The sequence below is a fragment of the candidate division TA06 bacterium genome (genome assembly GCA_016208585.1).
Classification (GTDB): domain Bacteria; phylum Edwardsbacteria; class AC1; order AC1; family EtOH8; genus UBA5202.
Map to the genome: position 1 here is coordinate 1 of JACQXR010000162.1, position 11,618 is coordinate 11,618.

At 54.8% G+C, this 11,618-nt stretch carries 10 protein-coding genes; 9 read left to right on the top strand and 1 reads right to left on the bottom strand.

What is annotated here, in order from left to right:
• The first annotated feature begins 275 nt into the window (after positions 1-275).
• The 5 genes from HY768_11565 to HY768_11585 all read left to right on the top strand — a co-directional run bounded on the left by HY768_11565 (position 276) and on the right by HY768_11585 (position 7,453).
• Positions 276-3,434 carry a hypothetical protein gene (locus HY768_11565; GenBank protein ID MBI4727833.1) on the top strand — a complete coding sequence of 1,053 codons (3,159 nt, stop codon included), beginning with the start codon at positions 276-278 and terminating at the stop codon, positions 3,432-3,434.
• Entirely contained in the window at positions 3,435-5,336 is a 1,902-nt protein-coding gene (locus HY768_11570) for a T9SS type A sorting domain-containing protein (GenBank protein MBI4727834.1), read from the top strand. It abuts the gene before it with no gap.
• Between the two features lie 17 nt (positions 5,337-5,353).
• Positions 5,354-5,515 (top strand): hypothetical protein, encoded by a 162-nt coding sequence (locus HY768_11575; protein ID MBI4727835.1) that lies wholly within the window; start codon positions 5,354-5,356, stop codon positions 5,513-5,515.
• Positions 5,516-6,074: 559 nt separating this feature from the next.
• The gene (rsmG, locus tag HY768_11580; GenBank protein MBI4727836.1) at positions 6,075-6,761 is read left to right on the top strand and encodes a 16S rRNA (guanine(527)-N(7))-methyltransferase RsmG; all 687 of its coding nucleotides are present in this window, start codon (positions 6,075-6,077) and stop codon (positions 6,759-6,761) included.
• A complete protein-coding gene (locus HY768_11585) occupies positions 6,758-7,453 on the top strand; it encodes an HAD hydrolase-like protein (GenBank protein ID MBI4727837.1) in 696 nt (231 codons plus the stop codon). The genes rsmG and HY768_11585 overlap by 4 nt, the downstream gene beginning before the upstream one ends.
• Before the next feature lie 177 nt (positions 7,454-7,630).
• Here the strand turns inward: HY768_11585 and HY768_11590 are convergent, their stop codons facing one another.
• On the bottom strand, positions 7,631-8,155 hold the full coding sequence (locus tag HY768_11590) for a PorT family protein (protein MBI4727838.1): 525 nt from the start codon (positions 8,153-8,155) through the stop codon (positions 7,631-7,633).
• A gap of 191 nt (positions 8,156-8,346) precedes the next feature.
• Between HY768_11590 and HY768_11595 the strand changes: the two genes are divergently transcribed.
• The 4 genes from HY768_11595 (at position 8,347) to HY768_11610 (ending at position 11,296) form a co-directional block, all read left to right on the top strand.
• Positions 8,347-9,108 (top strand): ParA family protein, encoded by a 762-nt coding sequence (locus tag HY768_11595; protein ID MBI4727839.1) that lies wholly within the window; start codon positions 8,347-8,349, stop codon positions 9,106-9,108.
• Between the two features lie 55 nt (positions 9,109-9,163).
• Positions 9,164-9,982 carry a polyphosphate kinase 2 family protein gene (locus HY768_11600; protein MBI4727840.1) on the top strand — a complete coding sequence of 273 codons (819 nt, stop codon included), beginning with the start codon at positions 9,164-9,166 and terminating at the stop codon, positions 9,980-9,982.
• Between the two features lie 80 nt (positions 9,983-10,062).
• A complete protein-coding gene (locus HY768_11605; protein MBI4727841.1) occupies positions 10,063-10,947 on the top strand; it encodes a ParB/RepB/Spo0J family partition protein in 885 nt (294 codons plus the stop codon).
• Positions 10,948-10,957: 10 nt separating this feature from the next.
• The gene (locus HY768_11610) at positions 10,958-11,296 is read left to right on the top strand and encodes a hypothetical protein (GenBank protein MBI4727842.1); all 339 of its coding nucleotides are present in this window, start codon (positions 10,958-10,960) and stop codon (positions 11,294-11,296) included.
• Positions 11,297-11,618 lie beyond the last annotated feature (322 nt).

The following is an 11,618-nucleotide window of genomic DNA, read 5'->3' on the forward strand; positions in this document are numbered from 1 at the left end:
GGTGGTGCCTTTGATGGTTTGTTCTATGCGGTAACTCATAGTTATAATTATAACTATGAGTTGGTCGCAAGTCAAGTACTTTTTTTAAATATTTCATTCTGGTTGCAGCCCGCAAAGCCCGATATTACTGATCATTTTCGAGCAGGCGTCAGATTTTGCTGTCCGGGGCATCGAACATAGTTATAATTTTACGGGATTTTAGGTTACATATTTTAACTTTTACGACAATGATGAACCGCTTTTACAGAAGCCCCGTCATTATAGGAATCCTTAGCTTGGCGATAACGGCTGGTTTTGGCGGATCGGCCGAGGACAAGCGGCCGGAGGCTGCCAATGGTCCCGGCGTCCTGATCAGGGTGGAAAAGCAGGGAAGCGGGAGACGATTAATCATATCCCGCCGGCCGGAACGGCGGAAAAATTGCCGCAACCTCAGACAGTTGTCCCCGGAGACCGAATGGCGTCAGATTCCGGATGCCCGGGCCTGGCCTCCGGCCGAGGGGAAACCGGCCGGTAAGGCGCTGATTGAACAGCCAAAGGCGAACAATGAACTACCATTAAAATCCGCATTGCTTTTCCCTAAAGTTCAGGGCTGGGGCCGCAACCATGCGGTCTCCAATTACTCCGACGACCAGCAGCGGCCCTCTATGGCCAAGGACAGTCAGGGCCGCCTGTATATCGCCTACGACTGGCTGTATTCGGGAACCGGAAAATACGAGGTCTGGCTGGCCCGATCTACCGACGGCGGCAACTACTGGGAGGACCTGTTCTACCTTGGGGACAACAATTACAACTACTGGCGGCCGAGCCTGACCATTACCCCCAATGACCAGTGCTTCCTCTTCTACCAGACCGGCGATACCCTGGGGATGCAGTTCCTCAGTTCTTCCGGCGGCGATAAATGGGATTTCTTCTATATCCCAGCCTGGAAGGCCAACTATCCCAAATGCCACTGGCCCAGGGTGGCGGCGGGCAGAAAGAACGACTCAACCAGAGTGGTGGTGGCCTGGCAGTACGATTACTACGGGGACGGCAGCGATTATGACATCGGCTACGCCTATTCGCGCAACGGCGGAGGGAGCTGGCTGGCTCGCTGGAACCAAATCGCCTATACCGGGGATCAGGAGATGTTTCCCGCGGCGGCCGTCAGCGACAGCCTGGCCGCGGTGGCCTACGAGCTCCGGTTCGCCTCGGCGCCGGCCGATTCGGATTCGACCGACATCATGTACGCCAAATCCGGGGGGCTTAGCGCGCCCGGCGACACCTTTGCCTGGAATACTGCTTCCTACGGCATCGCCACTTATCACCACGATCGTTTTCCCGGCCTTTCGGCCTCGGGCAAATTCCTTTACCTGGCGGGGCAGCGGGCGTACAATAAGCAAACCGACTATGACATTCTGGTGCGCCGCTCCAAGGACGGCGGAAAGACGTTCGCCGGAGCTGCAGTCTATGCCGCGGCCACCGGCGCCGAGGAGAGATATCCCGCGCTCTGGGCCCAGGACACCTGTTGTTATCTGGCCTATACGCACGATAGCGTCTGGGCATACTTCCGCTGGTCGGCCGACACCGGAAAAACGTTCTTCTCCGCCGAAATCGCCAGCGACAGCAATACCTGCGTCGGAGGGCCGCGGGGGGTGTCGCTCTGCGTTCTGCAGGACATTCCCCGGGTGGCCTGGACCGACAAACGCAATGTTTCCTGGGGATTGGGCTTCGACGTCTATTTCAACACAAATCTTAAAAACTTCCCCCGCGTCTGCGACCTGGCGCCCTATAAACCAGAGAGCTGGCAGTTCCCGCTGGTCCCTTCAAAACTCAAGGGAACATACACGGTCAGCGACACCCTGCGCGGCTTCGGTACCTCGGCCAAGGATACCACATATATAGATCTGTGCCTCATCGACTCTTCCTCGGTAGACGTGGCCGACACGTTCCGGGCCGGGCTTTTCGTGGACGAATGGCTGTACGCCTACCTGGAGGATTTCCGGCTACCGGCCTGGTGGACCGAGACGGTAGCCGACTATCCGATGCGGATTTTCGGAGGCCGGCACACCCTGCGGCTCTATACGGATTATGAGGAGCGAATCCTTTACGAAAGGACCAGGAACAACGATATATTCTCCAGACAGTGGGTGTGGACGCCGTATCGTCTTCCCGACGATACCACCCTGCAGGTGCCCACCCCGCCGGTCAACGTGATCGATCCGTCCATCCCGGACTACAACTGCGACGGCTACTGGCAAGCCACCACCAACTATTGGAGCGCGGCCGGGCTCAAGCCGGCGCCGGGAACGGACTACGATCTACGCGTCTACAACGACGCTTACGGCAAAGCCAATGCCGGATTCTCGGTTGTGGCCGCCCAGTCCGCGTTGGGCCCGGATACGGTCGAAATAATCGCCGTCAACGGCAACAAACTGACTGCCGGCACCCGCTATTATCCCGGCGTTTACCGCGGCCCCAAAACCGGAGACGGGGACTATTTCACCCAATTCTGTCTTCAGGATGGCACCATCCCCAACAACGGCTGGAGCGCTGAGAAGAGGATGGGCGATTATCAGATAGTGCATACCTATGACGTCACCTTAAGCCAGGGAACGAGCTACTACGCCGCCTGCAGCCTCAAGGCCGGCCCGGCCAGCCTTGGTTTTGCCGTATTCAGCCCCAAGGGAGCAATCTACAAATCCAGATCCCAAGCCGTCGGCTCTTTTAATGAGATCGCCCCGCCCGGCAAGCAATTTCAGTTCACCGCTGATACCTCGGGCTGGCATTCATTTGTGGTATGGCATAATACTCCGGCCAAAGGCGATACCTCCAGATATTTTGTGGGACTGAATACGAGCCCCTTCAGCCTGCCGTTGGCGGTCACCCTGTCGGAATTTTCCGCCGGCGAGTTTTCGGATTCAATCGTGCTTGCCTGGCGCACCGCGAGCGAGACCAATTCCTACCAGTGGCTGATAGAGCGCGGGGATGACGCCTCGAGCTATCAATCCGCCGGCTGGCTTCCGGCCGCCGGCGCCGCCTCCGGTCCCGTTTCCTACCGTTGGCCGGATCGCCGGGTGGAGCCGGGGAAACTATATTACTACCGGCTGGGTGAACAGGATCTGAGCGGAAATATCAAGTACTACGGCCCAATCCAGGCCCGGGCCGGCATACCCGCCGTCAACTGTCTGAATGGGGTTCTGCCAAACCCGTTCCGGGATGCGGTACACATTGATTATACTGTCGGCGCTAATACCCAACCGGTGAACTTTTCCATTTATAACATCGCCGGCCAGAGGGTTAAAACGCTGGTCAAAGGCCCGCAGGTTTCCGGGCGCCACCGCGCCTCATGGGACGGCAGGGACGATGGCGGCGGCCCGGCGGCCAACGGCTGCTACTTCCTGCGCTGGTCCATTGGACGGAAAGTTGGTATGCTCAAATTGCTGAGAATCAGATAAATGAGGATGGTGCTTCTGATACTGTTCGCCTGTGCGGCGATCCACCCGCTCCAAGCGGCCCAGGGCGGGCCGGATGCTTTTGGCTACCGCTGGATCGATTCTGACGAGCCGGCCGGACCGGTTTATTCCTGGACCGAGATCAGGGGTCTGGGAACCAGCCCGGGCGCCGCCGATGACAAGAGTTGGCTGGTGGCGCTGCCGCAGAGTTTCCGTTTCTACGGGCAGATCTATGACTCGGTGTACATTTGCACCAACGGGTTCGCCAGTTTCACCTCTCCAGACTCGACCCCGCTCTGCCCGGATATCACGCTTCCCAATCCGGTCCCGCCCAATGCAGCGCTGGCCCCGTTCTGGAACGATATGGACCTCGGCGCTGCGGAGAAAGGCCAGCTGTATTTTTACAACGACGCAAGCAGCCGCCGGTTTATTATGGAATGGGATTCGGCGATCAGGTGGGGAGGTTCGAACCGCTACAGTTTTCAGCTCGTTTTATGTTACGACGACAGCAGCGTGGCATTCAACTACCGGACCGCTGGGCCCGGCTGGCAAACGGATAATAATACCGGCATCGGCATCGAGGACCAGGCCGGCGGCGCCGGCCTGCAGATATCCCAGAGCCTGCTCAAGGATAACTATGCCGTTAAATTCTGCAATCCCCCGGACTCGCACGACGTCAGGGCGGCGGCGGAGCAGCCCGATTGGTACGTGGAACCCGGCAGCCCGGCGGCCTGCCGGTTGCGGGCAACAAACGCCGGACTGTTCGAAGAATCCTTTCCCGTCCAGTGCTTCGTCTATCACAACGCGGCGCTGATATTCTCCGATACTGTTGCCGTCAACGCTCTGGCGCCAGGCGGCTCCGTTTCCCTGACGTTCGATCCCTGGACCGCCGGAACCTCGGGTGAGCAGTACGTTGTGAAGCTATGCTGCGCCATGGACAATGACGGCAACCGCGCCAACGACACGGTTTCCGCCGTTACCGTCTCCTTCCCCTACCGGAATAAGCTGAATTGCCCGTGGCGGACCAGCCCCATCGCAATAGACGGCGTGCTTTCCAACGGCGAATGGCCGGATACGGTCAAGATCGATGTCACCGACATTCTGGGACGAAACCTCCAAACGCCTCCGGCCGGGAGCGCGTTCCTGTACGCGGTCAACGATTCGTCGGCTTTGTATCTGGCGGTAGACGTGCCGTGGGATGCGAGCCTGGAAAGCGGCGACGCGCTCTATCTTTTTGTCGACGACGACGGCGACGGCGCCTGGGCCGGCGATAACAGCGAGGGCCGCTATATCCTGCAGTGGTCGGGCGCGGCCGACAGCCTGACATTCACGACGCTGCCGGCCGTTATCAATTCGGGCACCAGCGGTATCGCAAGAGCCGTCGGCATTGCGTCCGGGCATGCGCAATACGAGATGTCCATCCCTTTCGGCGGCGGGACAGGCAGCGATATCCGCAACGGGCCGGGCGGGATCGCAAAGATTCACCTGAGCTGGCAGGACGGCGCCGACAAAAACATCTATGCCTGGTGGCCGCAGGACATGGAATTACCCCAGGACGAGGATCCGGCGCATTACGGACGGCTGGTGCTGGCCGACGCCAGCGGCGTGGCCGAACAACTCCAGGGTACAGTGCTTTCCCCGGGCATATTCCGGCTTTGGAATTCGCCGAATCCGTTCGCAGTTCAAACCCGGATCAGCTACCAATTGCCGGCATCCGGGCAGGTCGAGTTAGGCATTTATAATGTGGCCGGACAACTGGTGAAGACGCTGATCGCCGGGTTCCAGCCGCCGGGGAAACATTCGGCCACCTGGAACAGCGCGGGCGTTTTCGCCGCCGGGGTTTACTTTTACCGGTTGAAATTCAACGGCCGCGAGCAGATAGGTAAAATGCTATTGATCAAATAATCAAAGCGGGCAAGAGAATGGTCTCCTGCCCGCCGTTCATCCCGCTGGTCTGCGAGCTGGCGCCCTGCCTGCCCAACCCGGCCAGCAAGAGCGCCATGCTGTCATTCCACCTGATAACGCCCGGCCCAACCTCCTTCAAGATATTTAGAGCTTATCCTCAAATAACAATTTGGGCATAAACGGCTGCAAAGCCGCCATACCACGTCACGCTCATTCACCGTATCGCTGCGAATACGCTTCACTCGCGTTCCTTGTCTGGCAGCTTTTCGCGCGTTTATGCTAACCCAAAGCTTATTTAAGGATAAACTCATAATCTGAACGGACAACAGGTGAGGACCCTGGTCACCACAGATTGCGGCGCCGGGGGTATGACCTGACGTGAGAGCTGCGAGACAATGCCGGGCGCCCCGTGACCACTGGAATATATATGTATACTCTGGAAAGCGGCACGTTCCATCATGATGAGAAGCAGATGATCGTGATCAAGTAATCCCGCCCGCATAGATCGTGCCGGATGACATCTTGGCCGATAGGTAAATAGTTGCCACTGAAAAAGATCCTTTTCCCACCGAAACAAGCGAAAAACAGGGAGAACTAAATAAATATCTGATTGCCAATAAAACGGGCCGTTTATACGGCCCGTTTTCTAATGTCTTGAAATAAAGGAGGTTTTAGAGTAAAATATCGTAGATTTTTCACTCCTATAAAACATTTTACCAGCCAAAGAAATTTCAGAAAATGCCAAACCAAAGCCTCCAAACAAATATTATAAAACAAGCCGAGCAAGCCCGCAATATAAAACTTGAACCGATGCAGGCTCAACAACTTGAACAATACGCCCGGTTGGTTTTGGAGTGGAATCAAAAAATAAATCTGATCTCCCGCCGGAACGCGGAAAGAACCGTGGCCGGCCACATCACAGATTCGCTGGCCGCCCTATCCCTGCTGGACGAAGCCGCGAGATACTGCCCGTCCCCACTCAATGTCATGGACTTGGGCCCGGGCGGCGGATTCCCAGGGTTCCCCCTAAAGATCTGCCGGCCCGGAATTTATTTGACCTGTGTAGAAGCCACCCGGAAAAAAGCCAAGTTTTTGGAACTGGCGGCCAGGGAGTTGGGTTTGCAAAACGTGAAGGTGGTTCCGCAGCACTCGCAGGAGCTTGTAAAGGATACGGCACATCTCCATAAATACGATATCGTACTGTGCCGGGCGGTGGCGGCCTTGAAAGAGCTGGTTCCCGCAGCGGCTTTCTTTTTAAAGGCCGGCGGAAAGCTTTTGGCCCATAAATCCCAAAAGGCAGAGCAGGAAATAAAGGAAGCTGGAAAAGCGATGGATAAGAACCACCTGCGAATGATATTTTTCAAAGAATATACTATTGACGGAAAAGCCCGGCAAATAATTGAGCTGGAAAAACAAAAACCGTGAACAAAAACAATTATTCCCGATTGGTCATCTTCGACATCGACGGCACCCTGGTGCACTGCGGGCCCACGCCCAGAAGGGTCTTCAAGCAAGCGCTGCTGGAGGTCTTCGGCACGGCCGGCCCGATAGACGGCTGGGTTTTTGACGGCAAGACCGATCCTCAAATCGTGCGGGAGTTGATGACCGAAGCCGGGGTGGAACATAACCGTGAAACGGTGGAAAGGGCATTGAACATATACGTAACGGGTCTGCAAACAGAATTGCCAAAGGCGCCGGACAGAGCAGTCTATCCAGGAGTGCGGGCACTTTTGGAGGAACTTGTCAAACAATCGGTACTGCTGGGTTTGCTGACTGGCAACATCAAAAAGGGCGCCCGGGCCAAACTGGAGTCGCTTGACCTCTGGGAATATTTTGCCTTCGGGGCTTTTGCCGACGACTCGGCCGTCCGGAAAGAGCTGGCGGACATCGCGGTCCAGAGGGCCTTTGAGCTATCGGGCCAGAAATTCACAGGAAAGCAGATCGTTATCATCGGGGACACCGAGCACGACACCAAATGCGGGCGGCACCTGGGGGTAAAGGCCATTGGGGTGGGCACCGGGAGGAGTTCCGCCGCCGAACTGTTGGAACAGGGAGCCGATTTTGCCTTCGCCGATTTCAGCGATCACCAGGAAGTGGCAAGGACAATATTGCTTTAAACAGCCGAAAGCAAAAAATCAAGCCCCGGGTTGTTTCTGACCTGGGGCTTTTACCGATGTGAAATATTTAGAAAATAGCGTAGCCGACCATGACGGATATGTTGGAATTCTTCCAATCATGAGTTACCCCGGCTATTTCCTCGTAGATCGTTGAAAAACCGCGGTAAAAGCCCCAGGTCAGACGCTATAGCGGGCCTCAAAAGAAAGCTTGATGGGTGTTGACACCCCGGCCCCCAGCACAAAACCCATATCCGAGCTTTTAATATAGTCATCCATGCTGCCGGTTGCGGTTGTATATCCTTTTGTTTCTTCCCAGGAAGTGCTCACGCGGGCGGCAAAGTAGGGGCCAGCCAGGATATAAGGCTTAACCAGCGCCCCGAAAGAATATTTTGCCAGCACGGGAACTTCCACTTCCAGATAATTAATCCTGTATTCGCCAACCCACGGGACACCTGACGCATCCCCGGATGCTTTCCACCCCTTCTGTGAATATAGTATTTCCGGTTGAACTGCAAAGGAGGGGAGCAAGCCAAGAGTAAGATAGCAGCCGGCAGCCATTCCCGAACGCGATTCGGTGCCTTCGGCCCAGGCTCCATTTGCCGAGGACAGATTCGCCCCGCCCTTGATTCCGAAAGACAGCCCCTGGGCCCAAGCCATTGACCCCAAGCCCAACAAGAAGAGCAAGACCAATAGTTTTTTCACAACTATAAATCTCCCGACGCTAGTTAAGACCGCTGACAACCACTATTTTAATAGGTTCGGCAATAAAAGTCAACAAAAATCACCCGTTTTTGCCGTAAAATAAATAAGATATTTTTTGCAGATTTTACAAATATTATGGTATAATGAAAATCTATAACAATGTCTTTAACCCCGGACAATCTCATTTTTAAATGGCCAAGATCATAGCCATAGCCAACCAAAAGGGCGGGGTGGGCAAGACCACCACCGCCATAAATCTGGCCGCCAGCCTGGCGGTGCTGGAAAAAACGACCTTACTGGTGGACCTGGACCCCCAGGCCAACGCCACCAGCGGCCTGGGCCAGGACAAGTCTCTGGTGGAGCGGGGCGTTTACGACGCGCTGATGGAGGGAATCCCGCTGTCCGAAATAATCCTGCCGACCGCATTGCCCAAGCTCAAGCTGGCCCCCTCGCAAATAGATTTGGCCGGGGCCGAGGTGGAAATGGTGGAGTGCCAGGGCCGGGAGTTTCTGCTGAAGCCCCAGGTGGAATCGGTAATCGGAAATTATCAGTATATCATAATAGACTGCCCGCCCAGCCTGGGCTTGTTGACCATCAATGCCCTGGCCGCCGCCCACAGCGTGCTAATCCCGCTCCAGGCCGAGTACTACGCGTTGGAGGGCCTGGGCCAGCTGATGAACACTTTTGAACTGGTGAAGGAGGGGCTGAATCCAGGGCTGGAGATGGAGGGGATCCTTTTGACCATGTTCGACAGCCGGCTGAACCTGGCCCAGCAGGTGGCCGAGGAACTGAAGAAACATTTCCCGGACAAGATCTACAAGACCGTGATCCACCGCAGTGTGAGGCTGGCCGAGGCCCCGTCCCACGGCAAGCCAATCATTTTATACGACGTGAACTCGCAGGGCGCCCAGGGGTATTTGAGCCTGGCCCGGGAGATAATAAAGAAGAGATAACCGGCAACAGACAACGGATAACAGGTGACAGCTAACAAATAAATGGAGTTCCGCCATGGACCTGAAAAAACTTTCCTCCAAACTCGTGGTCAAACCAGGCAAAAAAGTAAACTTGGTGAAGATCAAACCCGGCGACACCCTGGGGTTCAAGGACAAGAAACAGGCCGTTAAGCTTTTGGAGAAAAACCAGAAGCGGATGGCCGAGCTGCAGTACCTGCTTTACGCCCAGAACAAGTACGGCCTGCTGATCATCCTTCAAGGCATGGACGCCTGCGGCAAGGACGGCACCGTGCGTCAGGTGATGCGGGGAGTGAACCCCCAGGGCTGCAAGATAGTTTCATATAAGGCCCCCAACTTGGTGGAGCTGGATCACGATTATTTGTGGCGCATCCACCACAACGTGCCGCCGTACGGGGAGATCGGAATATTCAACCGTTCGCATTACGAAGATGTCCTGATAGTGAGGGTCCACAACCTGGTCCCCAAGGAGGTCTGGTCCGACCGCTACGACCAGATCAACGATTTTGAAAAGATACTGATCCGCAACAACTACATCGTTCTTAAATTCTTCCTGCACATCAGCAAGCAGGCGCAGAAGGAACGGCTGGAGGCCAGGCTGCAGGATCCCACCAAGAACTGGAAGATGAGCCCCGAAGACCTTAAGGAACGGGCCCGGTGGAACGAATATCAAAAAGCCTACGAGGCTGTCCTCTCCAACTGCAGCACCAAACAGTCGCCGTGGTTTGTGATCCCGGCCGATAAGAAATGGTTCCGCAACCTGGCCATCTCCCAGATCATAGTGGAAACGCTGGAGGGGCTGGACATGAAGTTCCCCAAGCCGGATTTTGATCCCAAGAAGATAGTGGTAAAATAACCCAACCCCCGTCCCCTTCCCAGATTGGGAAGGGGAGACAGAGGGGTTGGGTCCAAACGATAAAACAGACGGAGCAAGAGATGCCTGCACCAAAACGCGGCCTGGGCAAAGGGCTTTCGGCCCTGATCCCGATCAAGCCAGTAAAAATATTACTCGCCAGCCATCCCGAAGGTCTGGAGAGATTTCTCAAGGTCTCGGAGATAAAACCCAACCGCTTTCAGCCCCGTCGCAATATCAAGGACGAATCGCTGGCGGAGCTGGCCGAGTCCATCCGGGAAAAAGGCGTGATCGAGCCGGTGATCGTCCGCCGGAGCGGGTCCGGCTACGAACTGATAGCCGGGGAGCGTCGGTTAAGGGCGGTGCAAAGGCTGGGGCTGCCCGAGATCCCGGCCATCATTCGCCAGGCCACGGACCAGGAGGCCCTGGAGATTGCGCTGATCGAGAACCTCCACCGGGAAAATCTCAATCCAATAGAAGAATCCCGCGGATACGAACGCCTGGTCCGCGAGTTCAGCCTGACCCAGGAGGCTGTCTCAAAAAAGGTAGGCAAGGAGCGCTCCACCGTGACCAACAGCCTTAGGCTTTTGACCCTGCCGGCCGAGGTTCAGAAGTTGCTGGAGGACGACAAGCTGACCGCCGGCCACGCCCGGGCCATATTGATGGTAAGCGACAAGCGCAAACAACTTTCCTTGGCCCAGACCATAGTCTCAAAAGGATTGTCGGTGCGGGAGGCCGAAAGTTTGGCCCGGGTTGGGGCCGCAAAACGAACGACAGAGGCAGGTCCGGCCAAAAGCAAAAACCTGGACCAGCATCTGTCAAATATTCAAAATGAAATGCAGCGGGCGCTGGGCACAAAGGTAAAAATTAAACCAACTGGTAAAACGAAAGGGAAAATAGAAATAGAGTATTTTACGATAGATGATTTTGAAAGAATAATTAATACTTTAAATATAAAAATTACATGAGAGAATCAAAATGAAGGATACGTTAACAAGAAAAGAAATAGCAAAAATATATAAAACGATTGAGGAATATCATAAAAAATATTTAGAAAACAAGGGCGTCAAAATGCCTAAGTTAAAAATAAGTGGGAAATATACAAAGGATGCATTAATACTTATCTATCTTGCCCAAAATTATCCTGATGTAAAGCCCATAACTAAAACCCAATTGACTAAGAGCTTATCCTCAAATAACAATTTGGGCATAAACGGCTGCAAAACCGCCATACTACGTCACGCTCATTCACCGTATCGCTGTGGATACGCTTCACTCGCGTTCCTTGTCTGGCAGCTTTTCGCTCGTTTATGCTGACCCAAAGCTTATTTAAGGATAAACTCTAATTTTATCAGGAAGTATTACCCAGAAGTTAATGATGTACAACAGGCGCGCCACCTTGGAGCGCAAAGTGGCTGGTTTATTGCTGCCGGTGGACGAGACAATAGGGATGTTAAACTTGACCGGGGTGAATATCAGTTAGTTACCCTTGAGGATAAGAGCTTATCCGTAAATAATATCTTGCTTTTATAATGGATTTATGATACCATAGACCGCATGAAAGCATACAAATCATGGACGGTCTCCGACGAATTCTGGCAACGGGTTGAGCCCCTTATTCCCAAACCAAAGCGGACAC

Coding starts and splice junctions, on each gene's coding strand:
- HY768_11570 (MBI4727834.1), top strand. CDS start 3,435: ATGAGGATGGTGCTTCTGATACTGTTCGCCTGTGCGGCGATCCACCCG.
- HY768_11575 (MBI4727835.1), top strand. CDS start 5,354: ATGGTCTCCTGCCCGCCGTTCATCCCGCTGGTCTGCGAGCTGGCGCCC.
- rsmG (MBI4727836.1), top strand. CDS start 6,075: ATGCCAAACCAAAGCCTCCAAACAAATATTATAAAACAAGCCGAGCAA.
- HY768_11595 (MBI4727839.1), top strand. CDS start 8,347: ATGGCCAAGATCATAGCCATAGCCAACCAAAAGGGCGGGGTGGGCAAG.
- HY768_11600 (MBI4727840.1), top strand. CDS start 9,164: ATGGACCTGAAAAAACTTTCCTCCAAACTCGTGGTCAAACCAGGCAAA.
- HY768_11605 (MBI4727841.1), top strand. CDS start 10,063: ATGCCTGCACCAAAACGCGGCCTGGGCAAAGGGCTTTCGGCCCTGATC.
- HY768_11610 (MBI4727842.1), top strand. CDS start 10,958: ATGAAGGATACGTTAACAAGAAAAGAAATAGCAAAAATATATAAAACG.